The sequence below is a fragment of the Bacillus tequilensis genome (assembly GCF_012225885.1).
In the GTDB taxonomy this organism is placed as follows: Bacteria; Bacillota; Bacilli; order Bacillales; family Bacillaceae; genus Bacillus; species Bacillus tequilensis.
The window spans coordinates 2,808,342-2,834,835 of record NZ_CP048852.1; the positions used below are offsets into that span (position 1 = coordinate 2,808,342).

The 26,494-nt window shown below is 44.9% G+C and carries 28 protein-coding genes; 5 read left to right on the top strand and 23 right to left on the bottom strand.

What is annotated here, in order from left to right:
- Positions 1 to 88: 88 nt before the first annotated feature.
- A complete protein-coding gene (dnaE, locus tag G4P54_RS14935; protein ID WP_167873082.1) occupies positions 89 to 3,436 on the bottom strand; it encodes a DNA polymerase III subunit alpha in 3,348 nt (1,115 codons plus the stop codon).
- Between the two features lie 139 nt (positions 3,437 to 3,575).
- Between dnaE and ytrH the strand changes: the two genes are divergently transcribed.
- The 3 genes from ytrH to G4P54_RS14950 all read left to right on the top strand — a co-directional run bounded on the left by ytrH (position 3,576) and on the right by G4P54_RS14950 (position 4,711).
- Complete coding sequence (gene ytrH, locus G4P54_RS14940; RefSeq protein ID WP_003223537.1) at positions 3,576 to 3,917, top strand: sporulation membrane protein YtrH; 342 nt, start codon at positions 3,576 to 3,578, stop codon at positions 3,915 to 3,917.
- Positions 3,914 to 4,417 carry a sporulation membrane protein YtrI gene (gene ytrI, locus G4P54_RS14945; protein ID WP_024714574.1) on the top strand — a complete coding sequence of 168 codons (504 nt, stop codon included), beginning with the start codon at positions 3,914 to 3,916 and terminating at the stop codon, positions 4,415 to 4,417. Before ytrH ends, ytrI begins: the two co-directional genes overlap by 4 nt.
- Before the next feature lie 102 nt (positions 4,418 to 4,519).
- The gene (locus tag G4P54_RS14950) at positions 4,520 to 4,711 is read left to right on the top strand and encodes a YtzJ family protein (protein WP_024714575.1); all 192 of its coding nucleotides are present in this window, start codon (positions 4,520 to 4,522) and stop codon (positions 4,709 to 4,711) included.
- 17 nt (positions 4,712 to 4,728) lie between these two features.
- On the opposite strand, the gene nrnA is transcribed toward G4P54_RS14950, so the two are convergent.
- Positions 4,729 to 5,670 carry a bifunctional oligoribonuclease/PAP phosphatase NrnA gene (gene nrnA, locus G4P54_RS14955; protein WP_167873083.1) on the bottom strand — a complete coding sequence of 314 codons (942 nt, stop codon included), beginning with the start codon at positions 5,668 to 5,670 and terminating at the stop codon, positions 4,729 to 4,731.
- Positions 5,671 to 5,800: 130 nt separating this feature from the next.
- On the opposite strand from nrnA, the gene G4P54_RS14960 reads away from it, so the two are divergent.
- Positions 5,801 to 6,103 (top strand): YtpI family protein, encoded by a 303-nt coding sequence (locus G4P54_RS14960; RefSeq protein WP_024714577.1) that lies wholly within the window; start codon positions 5,801 to 5,803, stop codon positions 6,101 to 6,103.
- Between the two features lie 18 nt (positions 6,104 to 6,121).
- On the opposite strand, the gene G4P54_RS14965 is transcribed toward G4P54_RS14960, so the two are convergent.
- From G4P54_RS14965 to G4P54_RS15025, 13 genes are all read right to left on the bottom strand, one after another.
- Positions 6,122 to 7,441: a CBS domain-containing protein gene (locus G4P54_RS14965; protein WP_024714578.1), complete on the bottom strand. Its 1,320-nt coding sequence runs from the start codon at positions 7,439 to 7,441 to the stop codon at positions 6,122 to 6,124.
- A gap of 168 nt (positions 7,442 to 7,609) precedes the next feature.
- Entirely contained in the window at positions 7,610 to 8,512 is a 903-nt protein-coding gene (locus G4P54_RS14970; protein ID WP_167873084.1) for a sulfite exporter TauE/SafE family protein, read from the bottom strand.
- 31 nt (positions 8,513 to 8,543) lie between these two features.
- A complete protein-coding gene (locus G4P54_RS14975) occupies positions 8,544 to 9,749 on the bottom strand; it encodes a M20 peptidase aminoacylase family protein (RefSeq protein ID WP_167873085.1) in 1,206 nt (401 codons plus the stop codon).
- A 17-nt stretch (positions 9,750 to 9,766) separates the two neighbouring features.
- Positions 9,767 to 10,459: an RNA-binding riboflavin kinase RibR gene (ribR, locus tag G4P54_RS14980; protein ID WP_167873086.1), complete on the bottom strand. Its 693-nt coding sequence runs from the start codon at positions 10,457 to 10,459 to the stop codon at positions 9,767 to 9,769.
- A gap of 37 nt (positions 10,460 to 10,496) precedes the next feature.
- On the bottom strand, positions 10,497 to 11,822 hold the full coding sequence (locus G4P54_RS14985) for an LLM class flavin-dependent oxidoreductase (protein ID WP_024714581.1): 1,326 nt from the start codon (positions 11,820 to 11,822) through the stop codon (positions 10,497 to 10,499).
- Positions 11,819 to 12,100, bottom strand: coding sequence for a glutaredoxin family protein (locus G4P54_RS14990; protein ID WP_024714582.1), 282 nt, complete (start codon positions 12,098 to 12,100; stop codon positions 11,819 to 11,821). The genes G4P54_RS14985 and G4P54_RS14990 overlap by 4 nt, the downstream gene beginning before the upstream one ends.
- Before the next feature lie 14 nt (positions 12,101 to 12,114).
- On the bottom strand, positions 12,115 to 13,119 hold the full coding sequence (locus G4P54_RS14995) for an LLM class flavin-dependent oxidoreductase (protein ID WP_167873087.1): 1,005 nt from the start codon (positions 13,117 to 13,119) through the stop codon (positions 12,115 to 12,117).
- Positions 13,116 to 13,895: a sulfur-containing amino-acid ABC transporter ATP-binding protein TcyN gene (gene tcyN / locus G4P54_RS15000; protein WP_024714584.1), complete on the bottom strand. Its 780-nt coding sequence runs from the start codon at positions 13,893 to 13,895 to the stop codon at positions 13,116 to 13,118. The genes G4P54_RS14995 and tcyN overlap by 4 nt, the downstream gene beginning before the upstream one ends.
- Positions 13,895 to 14,599 carry an amino acid ABC transporter permease gene (locus G4P54_RS15005; RefSeq protein ID WP_167873088.1) on the bottom strand — a complete coding sequence of 235 codons (705 nt, stop codon included), beginning with the start codon at positions 14,597 to 14,599 and terminating at the stop codon, positions 13,895 to 13,897. Before G4P54_RS15005 ends, tcyN begins: the two co-directional genes overlap by 1 nt.
- 29 nt (positions 14,600 to 14,628) lie before the next feature.
- A complete protein-coding gene (gene tcyL, locus G4P54_RS15010) occupies positions 14,629 to 15,348 on the bottom strand; it encodes a sulfur-containing amino acid ABC transporter permease TcyL (protein WP_167873089.1) in 720 nt (239 codons plus the stop codon).
- Between the two features lie 21 nt (positions 15,349 to 15,369).
- Positions 15,370 to 16,182, bottom strand: coding sequence for an amino acid ABC transporter substrate-binding protein (locus G4P54_RS15015; protein WP_167873090.1), 813 nt, complete (start codon positions 16,180 to 16,182; stop codon positions 15,370 to 15,372).
- Positions 16,183 to 16,195: 13 nt separating this feature from the next.
- The gene (locus G4P54_RS15020; protein WP_167873091.1) at positions 16,196 to 17,002 is read right to left on the bottom strand and encodes an amino acid ABC transporter substrate-binding protein; all 807 of its coding nucleotides are present in this window, start codon (positions 17,000 to 17,002) and stop codon (positions 16,196 to 16,198) included.
- 13 nt (positions 17,003 to 17,015) lie between these two features.
- Complete coding sequence (locus G4P54_RS15025; protein WP_024714589.1) at positions 17,016 to 17,552, bottom strand: GNAT family N-acetyltransferase; 537 nt, start codon at positions 17,550 to 17,552, stop codon at positions 17,016 to 17,018.
- 152 nt (positions 17,553 to 17,704) lie between these two features.
- On the opposite strand from G4P54_RS15025, the gene G4P54_RS15030 reads away from it, so the two are divergent.
- A complete protein-coding gene (locus G4P54_RS15030) occupies positions 17,705 to 18,643 on the top strand; it encodes a LysR family transcriptional regulator (RefSeq protein WP_167873092.1) in 939 nt (312 codons plus the stop codon).
- 82 nt (positions 18,644 to 18,725) lie between these two features.
- Here the strand turns inward: G4P54_RS15030 and G4P54_RS15035 are convergent, their stop codons facing one another.
- The 8 genes from G4P54_RS15035 to G4P54_RS15065 all read right to left on the bottom strand — a co-directional run bounded on the left by G4P54_RS15035 (position 18,726) and on the right by G4P54_RS15065 (position 26,438).
- Complete coding sequence (locus tag G4P54_RS15035) at positions 18,726 to 19,409, bottom strand: metal-dependent hydrolase (protein WP_167873093.1); 684 nt, start codon at positions 19,407 to 19,409, stop codon at positions 18,726 to 18,728.
- Between the two features lie 61 nt (positions 19,410 to 19,470).
- Positions 19,471 to 20,238: an SDR family oxidoreductase gene (locus G4P54_RS15040; protein WP_024714592.1), complete on the bottom strand. Its 768-nt coding sequence runs from the start codon at positions 20,236 to 20,238 to the stop codon at positions 19,471 to 19,473.
- 124 nt (positions 20,239 to 20,362) lie between these two features.
- Positions 20,363 to 20,497, bottom strand: coding sequence for a hypothetical protein (locus tag G4P54_RS21495; RefSeq protein ID WP_081719834.1), 135 nt, complete (start codon positions 20,495 to 20,497; stop codon positions 20,363 to 20,365).
- Positions 20,498 to 20,558: 61 nt separating this feature from the next.
- Entirely contained in the window at positions 20,559 to 21,944 is a 1,386-nt protein-coding gene (gene argH, locus G4P54_RS15045; RefSeq protein ID WP_167873094.1) for an argininosuccinate lyase, read from the bottom strand.
- On the bottom strand, positions 21,941 to 23,152 hold the full coding sequence (locus tag G4P54_RS15050) for an argininosuccinate synthase (protein ID WP_167873889.1): 1,212 nt from the start codon (positions 23,150 to 23,152) through the stop codon (positions 21,941 to 21,943). The genes argH and G4P54_RS15050 overlap by 4 nt, the downstream gene beginning before the upstream one ends.
- A gap of 161 nt (positions 23,153 to 23,313) precedes the next feature.
- Positions 23,314 to 23,832 (bottom strand): MogA/MoaB family molybdenum cofactor biosynthesis protein, encoded by a 519-nt coding sequence (locus G4P54_RS15055; RefSeq protein ID WP_167873095.1) that lies wholly within the window; start codon positions 23,830 to 23,832, stop codon positions 23,314 to 23,316.
- Positions 23,833 to 23,916: 84 nt separating this feature from the next.
- Entirely contained in the window at positions 23,917 to 25,104 is a 1,188-nt protein-coding gene (locus G4P54_RS15060; RefSeq protein ID WP_024714596.1) for an acetate kinase, read from the bottom strand.
- A 347-nt stretch (positions 25,105 to 25,451) separates the two neighbouring features.
- Positions 25,452 to 26,438 carry a class I SAM-dependent methyltransferase gene (locus G4P54_RS15065; RefSeq protein WP_024714597.1) on the bottom strand — a complete coding sequence of 329 codons (987 nt, stop codon included), beginning with the start codon at positions 26,436 to 26,438 and terminating at the stop codon, positions 25,452 to 25,454.
- Between the last annotated feature and the right edge of the window lie 56 nt (positions 26,439 to 26,494).

Below are 26,494 nucleotides of genomic sequence, written 5' to 3' on the forward strand. Positions count from 1 at the left end.
GTGATTGCTGCATTCTGCGGAGTTGTTCTATCTGAATATTTAAACAGGATCGCATAATTGCTCCAATTGTATAATAAAAATCCAATCGTTACCACTGTTTTAAAACGACGTTTTTTTGCCCCAACAGCTCTTTTAAGCGATATAACACCTGATGATCCGCATGGATATGAAACGACTCAGGAAGCTTAATCGTCTGTTTTTGTCTTTCATAATAGAGATAAACGCCGGTTTCCCCTTTATGCTCCAGCAAAATGCGCTTAATCTTTGCCAGGATCTCCTGACTGTGCTGACTGCTTTCTATTTTTATATAAACCGACGGCGCTTTCTCTGCATCCATATTTTCTAATAATTCTGCCCGGGACATGATGAACTGAACCTTATCTTGTCTAACTTCACATTTTCCCGCTGTGAACAAAAGAGCGCCTTCTCTTAAAACGGGAGAAAGCTGTCTGAATTGTTCAGGGAAGACTACGGCTTCCATTTCGCCGGTTTCGTCACTGAGCGTTAAAAACGCCATGTTTTGACCTGTTTTTGTTCGAATCGTTTTGATTTTCGACAGCAGGACTCCGAGTGAAAGCTGTCTTTTGACAGCCTGCCCGGCCTGCAGTATGGGCACTGCTCCGTGTGCTGCCAGCTGTTTTCTGTAGGCAGAGAGCGGATGATTTGAAAAATAAATGCCAAGCGTATCTTTTTCAAACGCAAGTAAATCCACAAGCGGAAGCTCCTCAGTCTCGACATACTTCGGCTTAATCGAAAACGATTCATCTAAAAACAATCCCATTTGGTCATCGTCCGCGGCGAATAGCTCAGCGTGTTCCAAAGCAACATCAATGGATGCGAGCAGCGTGGCCCGGTTTTGGTCGAATTCGTCCATCGCACCAGAAAAGATAAGTGCTTCAAGCGTTTTGCGATTTACGCTTTTTGACGGCACGCGAAAGCAGAAATCGAAAAGATCTTCAAATGGTTTTTCTTTTCTCGCTTTATATATATCTTTGACTGCTGAGACGCCTACACTTTTTACCGCGCGGAGGCTGTATCTGACAGATCCGTCTTCAACTGTAAACGGAAAACTGCTTTTGTTCACTGACGGAGGAAGGATACGAATCCCGCTCCCCTTTGCTTCGTAAAGATATTGAGCGATTTTATCCTCATTGCCAATGACGCTTGTCAGCAATCCGCACATAAAATATAACGGATAATGAGCTTTCAAATACGCAAGCTGGCAGCCGATCATGCTGTATGCCACTGCATGGCTTCGGTTAAAGCCATAGTTTGCGAATTTGACGATTAAATCGTAGACTTCATTTGCAGTGTCTACAGAATACTCCTTTTTTAAGCACCCTTCAACAAAATGGCTTCGCTCTTTGTCCAGGATTTCTTTTTTCTTTTTGCTGACCGCCCGTCTCAGCAGGTCCGCCTCGCCTAAAGAAAACCCTGCCATGCGGGAAGCAATCATCATAATTTGTTCCTGATACACAATGACGCCGTATGTATCTTCCAAGATGCTCCTTAAATCTTCATGGGGGTAGTGAACAGGCGCCCGGCCGTGTTTACGGTCGATAAATAACGGAATATGTTCCATCGGACCTGGCCGGTACAGCGCATTGACCGCCACAATATCCTCCAGACCCGAAGGTTTTAGCCGCTTCAGAACGCTTCTCATCCCTGAAGATTCAAGCTGGAAAATCCCTGTCGTATCCCCTTTTGACAGCAAGGAAAACGTTTTGTCATCATGGTAGGACATGTTTGAAAGATCTATTTTAATGTTTTCTTCTTTTTCGATCATTGAAGTGATGGATTCAATCAGTGTCAGGTTTCGCAAGCCTAAGAAATCCATTTTTAAAAGGCCCAGGTCTTCAAGATGGTCCATCGCGTATTGCGTCAAATAGATCCCTTCATGCCCTTCTTGAAGAGGGACAACATCCGTTAACGGTTCTTCACTCAGGACAACGCCCGCTGCGTGGGTTGATGCATGCCTTGGCAGTCCTTCTATTTTTCGGGCAATTGTATAGACTTGCTGTAGCAGGCTTGACTCCTGAAGCCGCTTATCCAGCTGCGGTGACTGCTGTCTCGCTTCATCAAGCGTCATGCCCGGCCTCGAAGGAATGAGTTTTGCAAGCTGATCTGCTTCCTTCGGACTGACGCCGAATACTCTGCCGACATCCCGAAGCGCAGCTTTTGCCGCAAGTGTTCCAAAGGTGATAATCTGCGCGACGTGCATCTCACCGTATTTCTGCTGAACGTACTGAATGACCTCATCCCTTCTTGTATCCGGAAAGTCAATATCAATATCCGGCATGCTGATTCGTTCGGGGTTTAGAAATCGTTCAAACAGCAGGTGATGTTTGATCGGGTCAACATCTGTGATATACAGCACATAAGCCACAAGAGATCCTGCCGCAGACCCCCTTCCCGGTCCTGTCACGATCCCTTTTTCATGGGCGTGCTTCATAAAATCCCATACGATCAGAAAATAATCGCTGAACTTCATGCGCTTGATGACATCGAGCTCATATTGAAGACGGCGAAGGTATCGTTCATCAGGGGTGCCAAAGCGGCTGCGGAGTCCTGCCATACAGATGTCCGTTAAATAATCATCAGCGGACGTTCCGTCTGGAGTCGGGAAAGACGGGAGACGGGTCTGCCCGAGGCTGACGTCAACCCGGCACTGTTCCGCGATCTCAACAGAAGCTTGCAGCGCTTCTGGATGCTCCCGATAAATGTTTTGCATTTCTTCGAGTGGTTTCAAATCAAGATCGGGAAGGTCTTCGGCGGGTGCATCCGTCAGTTTCTCACCTGCTTTAATCGCTTTCAGACAGCGGTAGGCAGCCTTATCTTCTTTCCTTATGTAATGCACATCCCCCGTTGCCGTTACAGGAATGCCCGTTTCTTCTGACAGCCGCAGAATCTGATCAGACAAAGCTTGATTCCCTTTAAAAGGCTGATAGGAAAAATAAAAGGCACCCTTTCCGAATATAGACTGAAAGTCACGCGCGGTTTGAGCGGCCTGTTCAAACAGCCCTCCTTCAAGAAGCGTTTCAATATATCCTTTTTCACCGGGCGTCAATGCGATAATGCCTTCTCGATAACTGTGAAGCCATTTCGGCTTTAGCCCGCCTTTTGATTTCGATTGCAGGACGCTGCTGATTTTCAGCAGGTTTTGATAACCTGTATTTGATTTGGCCAGCAGGACGAGCGGGTAAGCTTCAAGCTCGTTATCATCTGTGAAAACAGAGGCCGTCAAACCGATTATCGGATTGATCCCTCTCGCCTTGCAGGCTTTATAAAATTGGATAGCTCCGTACATGACATGATCATCTGTCAGCGCCAAAGACGCATATCCGAGCCTGTCAGCTTCACTGACGAGCTCTTCCACAGCCGCGGCGCTGTTTAGCAGGCTGTACCCGCTATGCACTTGCAGGTGAACAAAAGACATGCTATCACCTCTTTCTCATTACGATCCATTTCTTCCTTCATTATAAGGCGGGTTTTCGAAAGAAACAAATGTTCTTTTTTGACTCGTCATCATACTTGTCCTGAAAGCTCAATATGATATAGAAGGTGAGGTGATAAGGATGGATCAGGAAGCAGGATTTATGGTGAACTTTATCAATAGCTATTTCATTGCATTAGGGGTGCTGATCGGAGGGGCGCTCATCGGAGGGCTCGGAGCATATTTGGCAGGCGAAGCCCCGCTTACTGCAATTACAAAGCTTGCGAACCGGTTAAAAATATGGGCGCTTGTTGCGGCTATCGGAGGCACATTTGATGCGGTATACAGCTTTGAACGGGGCATTCTTGAAGGCAATACGAGAGATATCTTTAAGCAGCTTCTTTTGATTATCTCGGCCATGGGCGGCGCGCAAAGCGGCTGGCTCATTATTTCATGGCTGACCCAGGAGCACCTTTCTTCATGAGGGTCCCCCAGCATTACAAAAAACCGGGATGGCAGCGTTTTTTTGCAGGAATGATGTGCGGAGCCGTAATCAGCTGGTTCTTTTTCCTGTTTACTTACGGAACATTCCAAGAGGAGCAGGTCAGCCTCATCGAAAAACAAAAAGAGCACGTAAAAGACTTGAATAATCAAATTTCGATCTACCAAGAAGACCTCCATAAACTGAATGAAGACAATAAAAGAAAACTGCTGATTCAAAGCGTCAGCGTTAAATTGCTGAATGGGGACAAATATAAAATATCGCAGCCGGATAAAACAAAATTTGAGGAGCATGTAAAGGATGATATTTCAGAGGTCATTACAAAAGACATAGAGAGCGTCTATCAAACAAAGGATCTTTTAAAACGGACAATTGAAAATAAAGTCTATGTGATCAATGAAAAAAAATACGAAGCAACCGTCAAGGAATTAACGATTTATACAAGACTGACAGTAGAACTTGAAATATCTTTCGCCGCGTAATTATGGATTTTTTTCTAAATCCTCCAAACTTCTGTCGCTTTTTCCCATTCTTTTTTATAAACTATATGGGAGGCTTAATGGCGAAAGGAAGGAGGAAGGGAAATGGAGGTTTACAGTGACCGTCAGTTAGCAAAAGATCATGCAGCCCGTCTCAGACAAGGTTTTTCTGCCTATGCCGAAACAAACTCACTCGCTTCCCTCATCAAAAAAGAACTTCAATCTCACAATCTCCAAGTCTACGAAGACCTTACTGATTTCGGCTGCTGGTTCATCCCCGTCACAGATGAACACTAAGAGAGAGGGTCTCCCCTCTACTCGTGTTCTTTACATAATGTTTCCAGATCAGCCAAAATTCGATCAGCTTCATCCCAGCTGTAAATAGAGGCGCCTGAAGCAAGCGGATGCCCTCCGCCGTTATATTTCCGGGCAAGTCCGTTAATGACAGGCCCCTTCGAACGGAATCTGACTCTGATTTGATCGTCTTCTTCTACGAAAAACACCCAAGCGCGAATACCCGAGATATTGCCTAGCGTCCCGACAAGCTGTGACGCTTCTGAAGCTGTTGTGCCGAACTGTTCAAGCGTATCCTTTTTGATGAAAACAGAAGCGGCGCCGTTTTCGGACAATGACACATTTTGAAAGATAAAGCCGTTAAGCTTCACCACATTCAGCTTTGTTTCATACAATTGATTAAACAACTCTGAGGAAGAGAATGGATACTCAATGAGCTCGCCTGCATATTTTAATGTTTTTTCCGTTGTATTCGGAAACAAGAAGCGGCCGGTATCTCCGACAATGCCGGCATAAATCAGCTCTGCCGCTTTCGTATTCAGCTTCCAGCCGTGTTCTTTTCCTTCTAAATACAGCTCGTAAATCATTTCACTTACTGAGCTTGCGCTTGTATCGACCCAGAGAAGGTCCCCGTATGGATCTTCGTTCGGATGGTGGTCGATTTTCATCAGTTTGGCGCCTGAAGGATAACGCTGATCATCGATTCTTTCCTGATTCGCCGTATCACAGACAATGACAAGCGCGCCTTCATATGTTTCATTGTCCACCTCATCAAGGGTATATAAGAATGAGAGGGACGGTTCAGGCGTGCCGACCGCGAAAATATTTTTTTCAGGATACGTTTCACGCAGGATTTCCGTAAGTCCGCACTGTGATCCATAGGCATCCGGATCAGGACGCACATGTCTATGTAAGATAATCGTGTCATATAATGATATGGTTCTGATTAATTCTGTTTTCATTTGATACTCCTTTATTGTTTTTATTCATTAAATCACATTCTCTGCCGACGGAAAAGAAAAATAACGTCAAAACCAAGCCCGTTTTTGTATAGAATGGGTTTGTAAACTTTTACGATGGAGGATTTCATTTATGCTGGTTCTTGTTTTTTTGATTGGGCTTTCAGCCTGCTTTTATGTGTACTATAAAGTAAAAGACATACGGGCAAAACAAGCGTTAAAAAAAGAAATCTGTTCAGCAAAATCAAGCATGGCCTTAGGGTCTCTCGTCCTGTTCTACGGGATCAACCAAATGCTATTATTCCATTCAGTATTAACGTTAGTAATCGGCGGTATTTTTATCGTCATAGGAGCAGGAAGCGCTTGGGCAGGTTATAAAGCCTACAGGCATTACAATCCCCTTTACGCCAAAGAAGCTGAAAGAGATCACGCGTAAGGGGCGCCTGAACGTCCCTTAGCTTCTTTCCATCAGCTGAACCATCAGCATCGCTTTAGACACGATATGGCCTTGGCTGTGCACCTCAACTTCCATTTTTCCGAACTTTCTGCCGGCCTCCAAAATGCGCGGTTTGACTTCGATGACCGATTCTATTTGAACAGGCTTCAGAAAGAAAATGGTGATGCTTTCGATTACGAGTTCGCCGCGTTTTTTCGAACGCAAAAATCGGTTTGCCGCTTGCGTTAAAATGGTCGTAAACACACCATAAGATATGGTTCCGAGCTGATTTGTCATTTGCGGCGTGACTTCATACTCGTAAACCGTTTGATCCTCTTTATCATTATCCTCATCTTTAAATCCCCTTGAAACGATATCATCAAGCTTCTCCCCGATCTGGGGCTGTTTTTGAATCATTTGCAGAGCTTTTAACACGTCTTGGCGGCTGATCATGCCGATCAGTTTTTGGTGTCCATCAGTGACGGGAAGCACTTCGATCCCTTCCCATACCATCATTTGCGCCGCTGAGGCGACAGATGTTTTCCCAATAACCGTAACGGGATTTTTGGTCATGACCTTTTCGATGGGCGCGTTTCGATCATGGCCGGCAATATCTTTTGGTGTCAGGATGCCGTGGATTTTCATCTGCTCGTCAACAACCGGGTACCTGCCGTGCCCCGTTTCAAAATTTTTCTCATACCATTTTTCAAGTTTATCCTTCGGCGAAAGACATACTGTACGATCCGCGGGCGTTAGAATGTCCTCCACCAGAACAATTTCTTTTTTGATCAGCTGGTCATAAATCGCCCGGTTAATCATTGCGGCGACTGTAAACGTGTCATAGCTCGTGGATAAAATCGGCAGCTCAAGCTCATCTGCCAGCTGCACAATGCTGTCATCCGTGTTGAAGCCCCCGGTCACCAAGACAGCCGCGCCCGCTTCAAGCGCCTGTCTGTGTGCGTTGATTCTGTTTCCGACTATCAAAAGATTCCCCGCTGCCGTATAACGCATCATCGCGTCCAGCTCCATCGCGCCGATGACGAATTTATTCAATGTCTTATGGAGTCCGGCCCGGCCTCCGAGCACCTGTCCGTCTATGACATTTACGACTTCTGCGTATGTAAGCTTTTCAATATTCTCTTTTTTCTTTTGCTCAATTCTGATTGTGCCTACACGTTCAATCGTGCTGACAAATCCTTTATTCTCAGCTTCCTTGATCGCTCTGTATGCGGTCCCTTCGCTTACTTTCATTTCCTTTGCAATTCTTCGCACAGAAATTTTTTCACCGACAGGCAGTGAATCAATATATGTTAAAATTTGTTCATGCTTCGTTGCCAAGCCTTTCACCTCTAAGGACAGTCTTCTGTTTTCATTATAAGGGCTCGGAGGATTCGTACGCAATGAGGCTGGAAAATAAAAAAAGAAGCCTCCCCGGCTTCTTACAGCGCTGATTTCTTTCCAAACAAGCAGCAAGGACCTCGCGACTCCTTTTACCTCGTAAAGTCTTTATTTTTCTTTTAAATAGACATCAACCGCTGTCTTAGCAATATCTCGATTCCCTATTTTAGATAAAACGAATAAAACAGCGAACAGCCAAATTGCTCCTATCGCCGTATAGATCAATGGATAAACCGCTGTGTTTTCGATCCATTCATTTATCAATGTTCTGGCATTTACCAGAATGATAAATCCTCCGACAAGCACACCCATCAATTGCGGGTGAAATTTCTGAACCAGCCATGCTGCGATAGGAGCTGCGATGATTCCGCCGGCCATTAACGAACATACCCATAACCAATTGACATCCTCCCACCCTAATGAAATAAAAAAACCGGCAGTTGCAGATACTGCGATGGCAAATTCACTTGTATCTACTGTCCCCACTACTTTCCTCGGGCTCAAGCCTTTGCGTGATAATAAAATCGGCGTTGTGACAGGTCCCCAGCCGCCTCCGCCTGTGGCATCTGCAAAACCTGCGATCACCCCTAACGGAATGGATTGTTTTCGGCTTAATGGTACGTGTCTTTTCTCAAGAGCGGGCTTGTATTGAAATAAAAATCTAATCAATACATATCCGCCCAGCAGGAGCAAAAACAAAGAAATAAAGGGTTTCGCCACATCTCCCGGTAAGTGGCTGAGAAATGCCGCACCTAAAAAAGCGCCTATTGAACCAGGAATGACAAGCTGATAAACGGTTTGTTTGTCAACATTTCCAAATTTAATATGTGACACTCCCGATGCGGCAGTTGTTACGACTTCCGCTAAATGGACAGAAGCCGAAGCCACAGCAGGTGTGATGCTGAAAGCCAATAACAAAGAAGTTGAGGTCACCCCATAAGCCATTCCTAACGAACCGTCTATTAATTGCGATAACAAGCCTATAAATGCAAAAACGATTAATTTCTTCATCAAAACACCTCAATCAGATATTTTTGGCTCTTCATTCCTGCGTAGATAAATGTAATAGTCTCTTAGCGCTTTCATATAAGAAATAAGAGGCTTTTATAATGGCAGTTTCATCAATTGTAAAGGCCGGGTGATGCCAATCATGATCGCCGCCCGTTCCAAAAAATGCAAATGAGCCGGGTATATGTTCTAGATAGTAAGCGAAATCTTCTCCGGCAGTTGACGGATTGGGATCAATGACTTGAAGCCTTGCTTTATGTGCAGCGTCTCGCACCAGCTCAGTTATTGCCTCATCATTACAAAGCGGCGGCGGTCCGGAATGCCACTTCACATTTGCCTTTAACGAGAAAGCAGAAGAAATCTGCTCTGCGACAGCCAAAAAACGCTGCTGTACTTGATGACGAACCTCTTGATCAAAAGTACGGACAGTGCCCTCGAAAGAAACGGCATCCGGGATGACATTCCAAGTGCTTCCGCCGTTGATTTTCCCTACGGTGACAATCGCGCTTTTTAGCGGGTTTACATTTCTGCTTACAATCGTTTGCAGGGCAACGATAAGCGAAGAGGCGCCGACAATGGGATCAAAACCATTATGGGGCAATGCTGCATGAGCACCTTTCCCTTGTATCTCTACTTTAAATCGGTCAACCGCAGCCATAAGAGACCCTGTTTTTAACCCTACCGTGCCGACCGGTATATCTGGTTTATTGTGAAGACCAATCACTGCATCAATACCATCCAACTGGCCGTCCTCAATCACTTTGGCAGCGCCGGCACCTGATTCCTCTGCCGGCTGAAATAATAAACGAACCTTCCCTTTCAGGCTGTCTTGATTTTCCTTTAATAAAAAGGCCGCACCCAGAAGGGCTGTCGTATGAAAATCATGCCCGCACGCATGCATGATTCCTTTACGTTTAGATGCATAAGGCAAGCCTGTTTTTTCTTCAATTGGCAAGGCATCGATATCAGCCCTCAAAGCAATCGACGGACCCTCTGACTCTCCTGCTATGTCTGCGAATACTCCCGTTTTCAGTGAAGTAGGGCGAATCTGTATCCCCTTTTCTGTCAGGCATTTTTTTATAAAATCCGTTGTTTCAAATTCTTCCTTTGACAGTTCAGGATATTGGTGCAGGTGGCGGCGAATGCCGATGAGCTGTTTTTCCAGCGTTGTAGAATATTCTTCATTTTCGTTCTGAAATGGATATGCGCCTTCTATATTTCTCCAATAATCCAAAGACATGTTTCCCGCTCCTTTCCCTATCCCAATCTATTTTCTCCCGGCTCTTCAATATAAGCAGCAACAAACCGGCTCAACTTTTCAGTAAGGCCGCCCGCCCCAAATTTGATATACTTGCTGGAGGTTTTTTGATCGCCTTCTGTTAAAAAGCTTAAAAAAGATAAAATATAAATGCGCCTGTAGGCAATTTGCGTAATTCCATACTCGAAAAACCAATTGTCAATGACATTGTATACACCTCGGTTGATGCCATACAGATCGTTACATTTCTTGTAAAAATAGAGATCCGGAAGATTCAATTCCTGATGGGAAATCAGGTTTTCTTTTTTGTTTTGTGTCGTCATTCCAATCAGCTCAAAGCGTTTTGCCGCGCATGAAATATCTTTTTTAATTTGCTTTTTTAAAGACTCCAAAGAATCAAACCTTCTTTCTTCTCTCATTTTAAAGAGAATGCTGCATTCGATCTTTTCTCCATAGATGTCTCTATGAAAGTCAAACAAAAAAATCTCCAATGTTTTTTTAAGGTGAGAGCCGACGGTCGGTTTCACTCCGATATTCATCACCCCTAAATAAAATTGATGATCGACTAACACCAGACCGCCATAAACCCCATCTTGCAGCCCATTCAATTTCGCTGCTACATTTGCCGTGGGGAATCCAAGCTTTCTGCCTAATTGTTTTCCTTTCACAACCGTACCTGCAATGATCGTCAAAAAAGTCATCCTCCCTTCCGTTTTGATCAAACGGTACCTAATTTGATGAATGTAACACGGTCTGATGCAGCGGAATGCCAAGACCGAGGTTTTCCCGCAACGTCCCGCCGTGATAATCTTGATGATAAAGCTCTCGTTCTTGCAGAATCGGAATCACTTTTTCTACAAAAGCATCAAGTGTTCCCGGTATATCCGACCCGATGATAAACCCATCAGCCGCCTCAGCTTTGAACCAAGTCTCAATTAAAGATGCAACATGCTCTGGTGTGCCCATGAATAAAGACCGCGGAAAAGCCGTTTCCTGCGCTACCTCCCGCAATGTCAAATTTCTGGCTTTTGCTTCTCTCTTAATCCGGTCCGTTGTGCTTTGAAACGCATTCTTTCCGACATCGCCAATATCGGGAAACGGTTCATCCAGCGGGTATACACTCAGATCATAATCATCAAAAAAACGAGCCAAATAGGTAACAGCATTGTCAATCGGAATCAATTCTGCAAATTCACGGTACTTCTCTTCTGCCTCTTCTTCTGTATCTGCCACAATCGGACTGATTCCCGGAAATATCCGCACACTGGAAGGATCGCGTCCTTCGGCAGCAGCTCGCCTTTTCACATCCGCATAAAACGCTTTTGTCTCTTCTAGTGAATTGGAATGGGTAAAAATCGCATCCGCATTTTTGGCGGCAAACTGCCGGCCTGTTTCTGATGAACCCGCTTGAAACACTACAGGCTCTCCCTGTTTAGAACGCCCGATATTCAAGGGCCCCTCTACTTGAAAATACTTTCCTTTGTGATTCAGGCGATGAAGCTTCTCCGGTTCAAAAAATTGCCCTGTTTTCTTATTGTGTATAAATGCGTCATGCTCCCAGGAATTCCACAGCCCGCGCACAACATCCAAATGCTCCTGCGCGATTTCGTAACGCTCAGTGTGTTCAGGCAGATTGGACTTACTATGATTGCGCGCCGCCCCTTCCTGCGGCGAAGTAACCAGATTCCAGCCGGCCCTGCCCCCGCTGATATGGTCCAGCGACATTAATTGTCTGGAGATGGTGAATGGCTCAGTAAAAGATGTAGAGAACGTCCCTACTAAACCAATATTTTTGGTAACCGACGCAAGCGCCGATAATATCGTCACAGGCTCAAACCGGTTTAAAAAATGGGGAATTGATTTTTCAGAAATAAATAAACCGTCCGCAATGAAAATAAAACTGAACAACCCCTTTTCCGCTGTTTGCGCTTTTTGTTTGTAGAATTCAATATTCGTGCTTGCCCCGGGATCCACATCGGGATGGCGCCAGCCGTCAGTCGTTCCCCCGACACCGTGAATTATGGCACCAAACTGAATAAAATCAGAACGTGTCATCTTTTTGCCTCCTTTATCTGTGCATACTCGGCAAGTGCACGGCCAAGGTGTTCAATCCCGATTTCAGTAATCCCCTGATACTGATTGCCGCTCCCGATTTCGACCACAGGCACATGGCGTATCCCATATTTCGCCTGCAGAATATCACGCAGCTCTTCTTTCTCCGACACATCGATATTTTGGAACGCTATCCCTTTTTCATTTAAGTAGTTCTTGACTTCTTCACAATATGAACAGCCTTTTTTACTCCAAACCACAATGTTCATCACGTCACTCATGCTTCCATCCCCCTTTAACGTTTGGCGGCTAAAACCGCATCGCTCAGCAGCTGGTAAGACAGCTGTTTTTCGCCAGCATGTTTCATCGGTGTAAAAATAATAAAATCATTGATGCCGTATGTGTCGGATAAACGTTTTAACTCATCTGCAGCCTCTTCCTTCGTTCCAGCAATCACCCCGGTTTTTTGCACAATGATGTCATAGGGCTGGCTGACGTTTTCAAGATAGGCCTCAGCCTGTAGACGGGAGCCGACGTTGACTCTCCGCCCGTCTTGTAAAACCACCTTTATCGTTTCACGCGACACAATATGTTTTTCCGCTTCTTCTTTCGTATGTGCCGCAAAAACAGCGGGAGCAAGGTGGAATTCAGCATCAGATCCTGGAGGCAGATGCGCGTCAAAGGCTTGGCGTGCTTCTTTCAGCACTTCCTCTTCACCGTTAATAAAGTAAGCAAAGACAAAAGAGATTCCCAGTTTGGCAGCCGAAATGGCACTCTCCGCGCTTCCTCCCAGCAGAAAAATCCCCGGTTGCTGGTCAACTTGCGGAGCAGGACACAGTGCCGCGTAGCGATGGGTATCAGGAAAATCATCCCGAATGAAATGAGTAAGTTCCTCCAGTTTGTCATCAAACTGACGCGCCGGTTTTTCAAATTCGGCCTGCAGCGCGTCGGTTGACAGCTGAAACCCGCCGGGCGCTTTGCCCACTCCGAGGGCTATACGGCCGGGAGCTAATGCCGACAGAAGATGAAACTGCTCCGCCACTTTGTAGGGGCTGTAATGCTGCAGCATCACTCCGCCTGATGCTAAATGAATGTTCTTTGTACTTGCGGCAAGATAACCTAAAAGAACCTCTGGCGCAGATCCTGCGATTTCTTCATTATTGTGATGTTCAGCCACCCAAAACCGGTGATATCCATACTCTTCAGCCATCTGTGCCAATTTCACCGTTTGCTGCAGTGTATCAGCCGCTGTCTCTCCTTCACCAATCAAACTTTGATCTAAAATACTTAAGCGGATCATATCACCGGCTCCTTTATGAATTCTTTTGGTTCATATAAATATTCCGGCGAAACGCGGCGGAGAAACTGTCTCGTTCTTTCTTTTTTGGTATAGCGGAAGACTTCTTCCGGGGTGCCCTGTTCAACTATGACTCCTTCATCCATAAAAACAACTTGATCAGAGACCCTTTTTGCGAATTCCATTTCATGTGTAACAACAATCATGGTGGCACCGGTTTTTACAATCTCCAGCATCACTTCCAGAACTTCGCCGACCAGCTCCGGATCAAGCGCAGCCGTCGGCTCATCAAACAGCAGCACATCCGGATGGATGGCAAGCGCCCTCGCTATTCCGACTCTCTGTTTTTGCCCACCCGATAACTGACTGGGATAAACATTTAATTTGTCTTGAAGCCCGACCTTTATCAGTTCATTCTCTGCTACGGCATATGCGTCTTGCTTTCTCATTTTCCTGGCGATCGTCAAGCCTTCCATGACATTTTCAATCACCGTTTTGTGCGCAAACAGATGATATTGCTGGAACACCATTGCGGTCTGTTTTCTAAGCCAGTAAATATCTTTTTTGGACGGATAGCTGCAATTAATGACTTTGTCTTGTAAAGAAATAACCCCTTCGTCTGGCCGTTCTAATAAGTTCAAGCAGCGTAAAAAGGTGGTTTTCCCTGATCCGCTCGGCCCGATAATGGTCACAACCTCTCCCTTGCGTACTGTGAGATTTATCCCTTTTAATACATGGTGGATGCCAAACTGTTTATGGATATTTTTAATCTCAATCATCATGTGCCTCCTTGAAATTTAGCTGTTCTTTTCTCGAGGATTCCGCTAACGGTTTCGATCATAAGAGTCAGAATCCAATAAATCATTGCAGCTCCGATAAAAGCTTCCAGAAAAGCGTAATTATCCGAAGCAACGATGGTCGCCGTCCCTGTTATTTCAGGAACAGCCACAATAGCTGCGATAGAGGTTGTATGCAAAAAGCCGATGCCTAAGTTAGTGAAGTTTGGTATAGAAACCATCAGCGCCTGCGGCAATATCACCCGGCGAAAGGTTTGCCCCGGTGTCAGGCCGACTGAATAAGCCGCTTCTACCTGCCCGGTATCCATCGCCAGAATGCCCGATCGGATGATCTCTGTCAGATAAGCTCCGGCAGTTAAAGACAAAGCCATTATGACAAACATGGCAACCGGTATTTCATTGGCGGACCAGCCGATATGAAAAAAGCTGCTGATTTGATCTGCAATCGGCGGTATCCCTAAATAAATCAGCATGATATGAAGAATTGCAGGTGTACTTCGAAAGAATGACACATAAAACCTTGAGCAAGCCACCAACCACTTTATTCTAAAGATTCTGACCATTATATTTACAAGAGCCACGAGAAATCCAAACACGAACGGCAAAACAGCCATTATCAATGTCAGCGGAATGGTCTTTATCATTTCTTTCATGGCGGAAGCAATAAACGGAAAGTCAAATGGCAACCTTCTCCCCCCTCATCCCTAAAAATACGTCAATGTATGTTCATGTCAAAAACGGTAACAAGTCTTGTTTGATTCTTTTTGATACGTTTTTCGGCTACTCTAAAAAACCATTCGAATAAAACCGCTACGGCATAATAAACAACGGATAATGCAATGTACACTTCAAGAGAATGATTGCTCGAAGTGATCAGGGTTTGGCCTCTTCCGGACATATCCATGACACCTATTGAAAAAGCAAGAGACGTATCTTTTAAAGAACTGATCACCATGTTTCCCATATTCGGAAAAGCCTGCACAAGCGCCTGGGGCAGAACGATGCGCCTGAAGGCCTGGCTTCCGCTAAGGCCGATACTGTACGCCGCTTCCGTTTGGCCTTTATCTACACTGCCCACCCCACCTCGAATGATTTCAGCGGCTGCAGCAGCGTTGCTTAACGCGTAAGTTGCAACAGCAGCATAAAACGGGTCCATTTTTGATGTATCTATTCCGATAAGCCCAGTGAGCGCCGGAATTCCATAAAACACGATGAAAAGCTGCACCATAATGGGCGTTCCTCTGAAAAACGAGATATACACTTTTGCCAATTGACTCACAATTGGAATGTTGTAAATCCGGGGCAGGGCCAAAAGAAGCCCCAAAATATAACCGAAAAGCAACGACAGCGCCAGAATTTCTAATGTAATTGGCAAATAACTGATTAGCGTTGGCACAAAATCTGTAATCATGTTGATATCAAACGCTTTTTCCATCACTGCTCCCTCTCTTTTTCCTTAATACTGCTCCTTGGAATAGTCGTCACCAAGCCATTTTAAGCTGAGATTTTTCAGTGTTCCGTCATCAATGATTTCCTGTAAGGCTTTATCAATATCGTCACTTAACGTTTGTTCATTTTTGTTAAACATAAAATACACTTTGGCATTCGAAAGCACGTCACCAACCGTTTTTTCTTTAATGGCACTCGTCTTGTTTTGAAAGTCTACTGCAAAAGGCGTTGAAATCGTGGCGTCGGCACGCCCTGATTTCAGCTGATTCGCAGTCTCATTCGCGCCTTGTCCCTCATAGGCAATCTCAAATGGGCGTCCATTTTCCTCATTCCATTTTTTCAGTACAAGCGCCCCGTTGGAGGTTGCGCTCGTAATCACCCGTTTCCCTTTTAAATCTTCAATTCCGTTAATCGTATCGTTATCTTGAAGCACGGTTATTTTAAGAGGAAAATGATTGTAGGCTACCTTATTGAACAGAAATTTTTTCTCACGCTCTTGGCTTTTCTCCATTTGGTGTGCCACAATATCGACTTTATGCTGTCCAAGGCTGACAAGCAGGTTGGAAAATTCCATTGTTTTAAACGTGAATTTATAATTCGGCAAACGTTTATCAAGTTCTTTGATCAATTCGACATCATAACCCGTTAACTCGCCTTTATCATCGATAAAGCATATATTCGGAAATTGAGTTCCAGTCCCAACCGTGATTGTCTGTACCTTCTTTTGCTCAGCCCCTGTCGTTTGATTGTCCGCGCTGCAAGCCGACAGAACCGTCATAAGTGAACATAATATTGTCATGAATGCTGCCTTTGTTCTCATCTCATCGCCCCATTTATTGTTCAAAGCTTGATTTTGAATAATCTGCACCAAGCCATTTTCGGCTTAGTTTTTTTAATGTCCCGTTTTTCTCCAGCTTTTTAATCGCTTGATCCGTGTCGTCGGCCAAGGTTTGGCTCCCTTTATTGAACATAAAGTACACCTCGGTATCCAATAACACATCGCCGACTGTCTTTTGGCGGAAGGCGTGCGTTTTATTCTGAAAATCAACGGCAAACGGTGTTGCTATTGTTGCATCGGCACGACCGGTTTCAATTTGGTTTGCAGTGTCATTGCTTCCCTGTCCTGCGTATTTCAGATGAATCGGATTGCCGTGCGTTTTGTTGTAATTCGTTATATATTCGGCCGCATTTGATGTGGCGCCGACAATGACGGTTTTTCCATGCAAATCTTCTAATGTATGAATCTTGTTATGATCCTCTCTCACCGTGATGTACATTGGCGAATAGTTATAAGGCACTTTATGATATAAAAAACGCTTTTCTCGTTCTTTATTTTTGGCCATATTGTGCGCGATCACATCAATTTTTTTATTACTGAGGCTCGTCAGCAGATTTGCGAAATCCATCGTTTTAAATTCAAATGTATATTGCGGCAATTCTTTATCGATGGCTTTCATCACTTCAATGTCATAACCGGTCAAATCGCCTTTTTTATTTAAAAATGCAATATTCGGAAAATCCGTTCCAGTACCGACTATGACTGTTTGAACCTGACGATCTGTTTTACTTATTGATGAACTGCACCCGCCAAGCAACACAAACACTGACAGCAGCAAAACCAGTCCCATTCGCTTATTCATAGGCTGCCTCACATTACGCCCAGCTGGGCACACCTAAAAGTGCCGGGTCAAATCGTTCCGGAATCAAAACCTTATGCATCATCACACCTATGTCTCCGTCTTTTTCCTGCTCAAAATACACTTCATACCCTCTCCTTCTGTACATGTCGGCAAGCCAAGGATGTTTGCGTGCAGAAGTGCCGAGCGTCAGCGCAGGCGCCTTCAGCATATCGCGAAGCAGATTTTCTTCAACGTGCGTCAGAAGCTTACTTCCTGCGCCTTGCCCTTTATAGTCCGGCAGCGTGGCAAACCACCAAACAAACGGATATTTTGAAGGCGGCTTCTCACTCTCCCATGGAAATCTGATGGTAATCGTTGAAATCAGCTTTCCATCCCGCTCCAGCACGATTGCTGAATGATTTTCAATATTTTCTGACACCATCTGGATATCTGCTCTCGTGGAAGGCCAATCAATATCCATCTGCCGAACTGGCAAAAAAGCGCTGTTAACCAGATTCAACAACTCCGGTGCATCTTCAACAGTTGCCAATCGAAAAATATCCTCACTCATTTCCGGCACTCTCCTTCATAAAATACATAATTCCTATTTGTTTACTAAGCTTTTATTGTTTATACTATAAAGCATACTTTTATCTTTGACTAATCAAAAAAAGTAAACCTTCACTTCAGTAATTTTAATGATGAAAAACAGGGGGGAGCACAGTGGAGTTGCGCTCAATTAAAACGTTTCACACGATTGTCAAATTCGGAAGCTTCTATAAAGCTGCGGAAATACTGAACTATTCGCAGCCGACGATATCCATGCGTATGAAGCAATTAGAGCAGGATTTAGGCGTGCAGCTGTTTGAAAGGGGAAAAAACCTGCAGCTGACAAAAGCGGGGAAACTTTTTTATGAACGAACAGGAGATCTTTTGACTCAATACGAGGTGCTTAAACACAACCTCTCCGACTTAAAGGAAGAGGAGGCAGGCATTATTAACATAGGAATTTCAGAGCCGACTGCCAGTTTGATATTCCCTGATATTTTAAAGGAGTTCTTAAAGGCTTATCCGAAGATAACCGTTAATGTCAACGTTGATGACGCTAATACGTGCAGTCAAAAGCTCTTAGACGGAACGATTGATTTTGCAGTCTGCGGCGAGCCGGAATTGATTCTTGAAAACTTCTATCTTCCCATTTTTTATGACACATTAAATGTGATTGTATCTGATCGACATCCTCTCGCTCAGAAGAAAGCGGTTCACTTATCTGATTTAGAAGGAGAATGTTTTATATTTACGCCCGCCAATTGCCCCATTCGCATCCAAATGGAACAGCATTTACATAAAGCACTCGGCAATCGTTACAAAAAAATGGAGCTCACAAGCAGCATGGCACATGAATATTACGTACGGGAAAACATCGGGATTTCAATCTTTACCAGTACCGCACATTCTAAACCGCTTAGCGGCACTACTGTTATTCCCATTTTGAATCTGGATATTTCACCGCCTTTAGGGCTGTTAACAAATCGAAAAGCAGATCATTTCGACCCCGCAACGAAGGACTTAATCGATCGGCTGACCAAACATTTTCATCAGCGCAGCAAAGAATTAAGAGGAGATCCGGAAGAAAAACCTTACAAAGCAATCACGCGATAATAAGGTACTGTCACTGACTTATCCGTACGTTTTTTCAAAACAAAAAACATCTCCTGATGAATCAGGAGATGTTTTCACACATTTAAAGCTCGATCGTCTCACCGGCCGCCATGACTTTACCGACTCCGCCCGGCAGGCTGTCAGCGAATGCCTCAGGGTCTTGTTCGATCACCGGAAAAGTATTGTAATGCACCGGCACGACCTGTTTTGCTCGCAGCCATTCAGCAGCAAGCTTGGCGTCTTCAGGCCCCATTGTAAAGTTATCGCCAATCGGCAGGAAAGCAAGATCAATATGATTCAATTCGCCAATCAGCTTCATGTCAGAAAATAGAGCCGTATCGCCTGCGTGGAAAATCGTTTTATCTTCGACAGTCAGCAAAATACCGGCTGGCATACCTGTGTACGTAATCGTTTTGTTTTCTTCATCTGTGACGGCTGACCCGTGAAAGGCTTGTGTGAGCTTCACTTTTCCAAAATCGAACTGGCGGGAGCCGCCGATATGCATTGGATGAACATTCAAGCCTTTCCAGCCTAAGTACACGGCGAGCTCGTTCGGAGCTACAACCAGCGCGTTGTTTTGCTTGGCGATTTGCTCAGTGTCGCCGACATGATCATTGTGACCGTGCGTCAATAAGATGACGTCTGCTTTTACATCCTCCGGCTTTATATCCGCTAATGAATTCCCTGTTAAAAACGGATCAAAAATAATATGATGGTCCTTCGTTTCCACTGTGATTACAGAATGTCCGTGATATGTCACTTTCATTATTTTCACCTCGTCACGCGATTTTGATTTGTTATTTTCCCTTTTTAAAAAGCTGAAAAACTTATGTTGTTTGATTCTTATTAATGACATTGAGGCCTCCGGTTGCTTCAATGACAGTCCCTGTCACAAGGTCTGAGTTCTCCTCACACAAGAAAGCGATAATCCGGGCGATATCCTCACCTGTACCGGATCTTCCTATCGGCGTTTTTTCTTTGCCGATTCGCCTTCTGGCATCTTCTATCGACGCTTCCTTCATGTCGCCGACAATGTCCCCCGGGCAAACCATGTTCGCGGTTATGCCGAATTCGGCTTCTTCGATGGCAATGGTCTTCGTCAAAGAAGCCAAACCCACTTTCGCAGCGCCAAACGCCGACCGATGAAGCCAGCCTGGTGCGTGCGCCGCACCTTGGAATCCGTACGTGATGATTCGTCCGAATTGCTGTTTTCTCATCATTGGAATTACCGCTTTGAACAAATGAAAGACGGCGCTTAAATTTCCTTCAAGCATGCCGTACCATTCATCATCCGTATAATCGGCTAACTTTTTACGTTCAAATATGTACGGTCCCGCGTTGTTAATTAAAAAGTCGATCCTTCCAAAGCGGTTAAAGGCAGCCTCTGCCATACGCAGCAGATCTTCTTTTTTGGTGACATCACCTTTTACAAATTGCAGCCGGTCAAGACAATCAGGACAGGCCTCCTTCAGGCGGCTGACAGCCTCCTCGTCCTGCCTGTAATTGACTGTTACTGAATACCCTTTTCTAAGCAACGTCTCAGTCACTTTACGGCCTAAACCCTTCGAACCGGCAGTAATTAAAGCATGTCGCACATGAATACCTCCCAAGCAACGTCGCCGCTTTCAATAAAGTGTTTCTTCTTCTACTTTACTATAAAAGCCCTGCAATATCACTTTTTACACTTTGGCATACAAAAAAGCTGCCTGTATAGACAGCTTATTCTGCAGAAGATGAAGGCTCCTGTTCATGCATATCGACATAACCGCTTTGATATGCTTCTGAAATGAGCCTTGTCGTCTCCTGGCTTTCTTGTTCATCATAAATATAGCGTTCCGGTTCTTTTTTCATCATTCTGCCTCCCATCATTATAGAGATAGGTTGGCTATCATGACTGGATTTTATGAAGGAAATTTTAACAAACTCCGGCTGCTACGCAGGCTTTCGCTTTTTCAAGTGCCTGCCCCACCTGTTTGAATCCGGTGCCTCCGGCGCTCATTCTTTTTTCAACTGCATGGTAAGGATCTAAGACCGTGTAAATGTCTTCTTCGAAAAGCGTACTCGCCTGCTGAAAATCGCCAAATGGCATATCGCTTAAATAGATCCCTTTTTCAATGCATGTGTACACAAGTTTTCCAACCACTTCATGCGCTTCTCTGAACGGCATTCCTTTTTTCGCTAAATAATCGGCCAGTTCCGTCGCATTTGAAAAGTCTTGTTTTGTCGCTTGCTTCATGACGTCTTTGTTTACAGTCATCGTTTGGATCATGCCTGTGAAGATTTGAAGGCTTCCCTCAACCGTTTTCACCGTGTCAAACATGCCTTCTTTGTCTTCTTGAAGGTCTTTGTTGTAAGCGAGCGGAAGGCCTTTCATAATCGTAAACAGCCCCATCATATCGCCGTAAACGCGTCCCGTTTTTCCACGGATCAGCTCTGCCATATCAGGGTTTTTCTTTTGCGGCATCATGCTGCTTCCCGTTGCATACGTATCGTCAAGCTCGATGAATTTAAACTCCTGAGAGCACCAGAGAATTATTTCTTCAGAGAAGCGGGATAGGTGCATCATCAGCATACTGCTGTTGCTTAAAAACTCCAAAATGAAATCTCTGTCGCTGACGCCGTCCAGACTGTTTTCATAAATGGAATCAAAGCCAAGCAAATCCGCTGAATAATCACGGTCGATTGGGAAGGTTGTTCCCGCGAGCGCGCCGCACCCAAGCGGAGATTTATTAATCCGCTTCATTGCATCCTGAAAGCGCTCCTTGTCTCGCTCAAGCATCCAAAAATACGCGAGCAGATGGTGAGCAAATGAAATCGGCTGGGCCCGCTGCAGATGGGTGTAACCCGGCAGAATCGTTTCGACATTCGCTTCCGCCTTTTCAATCAGCGCGCTTTGGAATGCCTCAATCAGCTCGATGATGTGGCCGACATGATTTTTTAAGTATAAATGCATGTCAGTCGCCACCTGGTCATTCCGGCTTCTGCCGGTATGCAGCTTGCCGCCGAGAGGGCCGATTTCGTCAATGAGCATTTTTTCAATGTTCAAATGAATATCTTCATAATCGACTGAGAATTCCAAAGCGCCCTCCTCTGCCTTTTGCAGAAGAGCATTCAGCCCCTCACGGATTTTCAGCTCTTCTTCCGCTGTCAGGATACCGCATTTTTTCAGCATGGCAGCATGTGCGAGAGACCCTGTAATGTCTTCAGTGACTAAATGTTGGTCAAATGATATGGACGCGCCGAACTCGTCGACCCACTTTTCCGGTGTCTTTTGAAACCGGCCTCCCCAAAGCTTCTTCATGCTTTTATCTGCTCCTTCTTTTTCACGATGCTGTTCACTTTTGTCGGAAGTCCCCAAAGCTCAATAAATCCGATTGCTGCATGGTGATCAAACGCATCGTCTTTTGTATATGTTGCAAGTTTTTCATCATATAGAGAGTATTCTGATTTACGCCCTTCTACAATTGCATGGCCTTTAAACAGTTTCACGCGGACAATGCCTGTGACATGCTTTTGCGTTTCTTTCAAGAAAGCGTGCAGCGCGTCTTTTAACGGTGAAAACCATAAGCCGTTGTAAATGATTTCTGACATTTTTTGCTCGATGATCGGTTTAAAGTGTGCAACCTCTTTCACCAAAGTTAAATCTTCCAGTTCCTTATGTGCTTTGATGAGTGTTATTGCACCAGGACATTCGTATACTTCCCGGGATTTAATGCCGACAAGGCGGTTTTCCACGTGGTCGATTCGTCCGACACCGTGCGCGCCTGCCATTTCATTCAGCTTCAAAATCAGTTCAGAAAGCGAGTAAGATACGCCGTCAATGGAGACCGGCACACCTTGTTCAAATGCAATTTCAATCACTTCCGGCGTGTCCGGCGTTTTTTCCAGCGGAGCTGTTAAATCGTATGCACCTTCTGGCGGCGCCGCCCATGGATCTTCTAAAATGCCGCACTCATTGGCGCGTCCCCACAGGTTTTGATCGATAGAATACGGGCTGTCAAGATTGATCGGAATCGGAATGCCGCGGCTTGCCGCATATTCAATTTCTTCTTCACGTGACCACTGCCATTCGCGAACCGGCGCGATGACTTCTAGATCAGGATTTAATGATTTAATGGAGACTTCGAACCGAACCTGGTCATTACCTTTCCCTGTGCATCCATGCGCAATCGCCTGCGCTTCTTCTTTTTCCGCGATTTCAACGAGTTTTTTCGCAATCAGCGGCCGGGATAATGCTGAAACGAGCGGATATTTTCCTTCATACATCGTGTGGGCCTGCAAAGAGATTAGCGCGTAGTCCTGTGCAAATTCTTCTTTCGCATCAATCACGTAGGAGTTTGTCGCGCCGACTTCCAGCGCTTTCTGCTGAACAAATGCCAAGTCTTTTCCTTCACCGACATCCAGGCAGCAGGCGATTACATTATATCCTTGCTCCTGAAGCCATTTTATTGCGACGGAAGTATCAAGACCTCCTGAGTATGCTAATACGACTTTTTTCTGTTCTGTCATCATAAAAATCTCCTCTCAACCGTGTATCTTTTTGTATAAAAATAAATTATATTTAATAAAAATACATTTTGTATGTATACACTTTAACAAGTACGTTTCTTTTTTTCAAGCCTTTTATAAAAAAAACTCCACCTAAATTTCCAGGTGAAGTTTCGTAGTATTTATTCATTTACTTGTCTTCTGATTTCTCTGACCACATGTGCAAGTTCGGGTATTATCAGCTTATCCATTGCCAGCTTTACCGCGCCGCTTGAGCCCGGCGTTGAGAAAACAGCCGTATGCTGGATGACGCCGGCAATGGCTCTCGACATGATCGCGGCAGAGCCGATATCCTCTGTATAACTCAGCATCCTGAATATTTCACCAAAGCCGGGCAGTTCTTTCGAAAACAGCGGCGTAATGGCTTCGATTGTGACATCCCGATTTGCTATGCCTGTCCCCCCGTTTAAGAGTACCGCGTCTGTCTGTTCATCCATGCATCCCGCAAGCACAGCACGCTGCAGAGCATCCTTTTCATCTTTTATGATTTCATATGCCGCAATGTGATGACCTGCATCTTCTAAAAACGAGATCATCAGCCTGCCGCTTTTATCGGTTTCCTCCGTCCTCGTGTCACTGACTGTGATCACTTTGCACCGAACGGTATCGGGCGCTTCTTGTTTATGTTCTTGAACGCTCATCGGTCCACCTCTTTTATTTTTTCTGTCTGTCACTATCATGCATGAACAAAAAAGCACATTCAAGAGAATGTGCTTTCATGCGATTTATTTAGCTAAACGGACAACGTCGCGCGCAATCATGACTTCTTCATCAGTCGGAATGATGATGACTTTAACCGGAGAATGCGGATAGCTGATGAAAGCTTCTTCGCCGCGCACGTTGTTAAGCGCAGGGTCCCAGTATACGCCCATGAATTCTAAGCCGCGAAGGACGCGCTCTCTGACTTCCACACTGTTTTCACCGATACCGGCAGTAAAGATGATCGCGTCTACACCGCTCATTCTCGCAGCGTAAGAACCGATGTATTTGTGGATTCTGCTTGCAAAGACTTCAAGTGCAGTTTCCGCACGCTCATTTCCTTCTTTCGTTGCTTCAACGATGTCACGAAGATCGCTTGAGAAACCGGAGATGCCGAGCAGCCCGCTTTTTTTGTTTAAAGTATTCAATACTTCGTCAGCCGTTTGGCCTGTTTTCTCCATGATATATGGGATAAGGGCAGGGTCGATGTTTCCGGAGCGTGTACCCATTGCCACACCGGCAAGCGGTGTAAAGCCCATAGATGTATCAATCGATTTTCCGCCTTCAACAGCGGCAATACTCGCGCCGTTTCCAAGATGGCAGGAAATCAGGCGTAAGTCTTTTAACGGACGGCCGAGAAGCTCTGCCGCGCGCTCAGTCACATACTTATGTGAAGTGCCGTGGAAGCCGTATTTACGGATGCCGAATTTTTCATAGTATTCATACGGCAGGCTGTACAGGTAAGACTGTTCAGGCATTGTTTGGTGGAATGCCGTATCAAAAACAGCTACCGCAGGAACATTTGGAAGCACTTCTTTGAACGCTTTAATTCCAACTATATTGGCCGGGTTGTGAAGCGGTGCCAATTCAGCAATATCTTCAATTTCATTAATCGTTTCATCCGTTAATAAAACAGAATCGCTGAATTTTTCCCCGCCGTGCACGACACGGTGGCCGATTCCGTCAATTTCGTTCAAATCTTTAATAATGCCGAATTCCGTTAACTTGTTCAGCAGCATTTTAACAGCTACCGCATGATCCGGAATATCAGTTACTTCTGTATTTTTTTCGCCGTTTACAGAAATCGTGAAGACGCTGTCAGCGATACCAATTCGTTCAACTAAACCCTTCGTTAAAACGGTTTCTGAAGGCATTTCGAAAAGCTGAAATTTCAAAGACGAGCTTCCTGCGTTAATTGCAATAATTTTGGACATGATTGACGCTCCTTTATACTCTGTATCAACAACTTCGTTTTTCGTACTTTTTTCCCGGTAAATGTCTTCCTCTTCTCCGAAAAATATCTGACTTTTCCATTTAAACATTGTCATGTCGGCATTTCAAGTCGAACTTACGTATTGATAACGCTTACAATAAGAAGTCGTTATTTTCAGACATATTACCTATCGTTTTCGTATTGACGAACGCTTACATGTTGGGGTTATTCTTTCTGTATTTTGTGTTTCAGAGCCGTATTCAATTCGTCGGTCCGCTCTTTGCGCGCACAATAAAAAAACAGCTTAAGCATCCATCTTCTGACGGCTGCCTAAGCTGCTATTGGACCCTATTTTTCTTTTTTAAACCACTCATCCAATTGAGCCATCATATCGAGCATCGCCTTCTGATTGGAGAAAGACGGAAGATTCGCAAGCAGAATTTGGCTCGGCGCTTTCGTCTCCTCTCCTTTTTTCTGAAGCACAAGGATGCTTTTGGCATGAGCCTCGTCTTTAAAAATGGATTTTGGCAGCTGCAACAGGGCGTTGATATGAACCTTTTCTTTGAAAAACTGTTTCAGCTTGTCGCTTTGGGAGCTTTCAAACAAATGATTCGGGATCATAAAAAATAAGTAGCCGCCCGCTTTGGTATGCTTGACGCTCTGTTCAATAAACAGATGATGGGCGAAGGAATGGCCTTCGTCCGCTTTGAGCTCAAACGCTTCTGCTCCTTCATCATTCGGATAATAGCCGACCGGCAAATCGCATATGACCGTGTCCACTGGATCGATAAACAGCGGCTCAAGGCTGTCCTGATGGAAAAGCTCAAGTTCCTTTTTAAAAAGGTTCGCTTGGGCATACGCGATCTTCAAGAGCACGTCATCAATTTCAATCCCATAGCTGTTCGCCGTTTTTTCAGACAGCTGATTCAGCACGGTGAACAGAAGGTTCCCCGTTCCGACAGCCGGATCAAGAACCGTCAGTTCCTTTTTGTCCGCCATAAACTTATTCACCAAATAACTGATGAAGAGCCCGATCGTGTCCGGCGTCATTTGTCTGTTCGGATGAGATATATCTTTCAGTCCTTTTAGGACGGCAAGCTGAAAAGCTTTGCGCACCCACTCGCTCTCATACGTGCCGAATTCCGCTTTTTCAAGCAGCACCTGAAGCTGTTTGTTTTTCTCATCAGAAAGTTTCAGCTGATCCGTTTTTTCAAGAAAATACATTTCTCCCGCTTCAGCCAGTGCCTCTATATATGAAATTTGCCATTCATTCTTTATGATGATCGCGGCTTCGTTTAACAGCTCATAAACCGCGCCTATATGGTCTTTTTGCATCTTGTATTCCTCCTTGCCATGAAAAAAGCTCCGGCGGCAGCCTGGAGCTTTTTTCC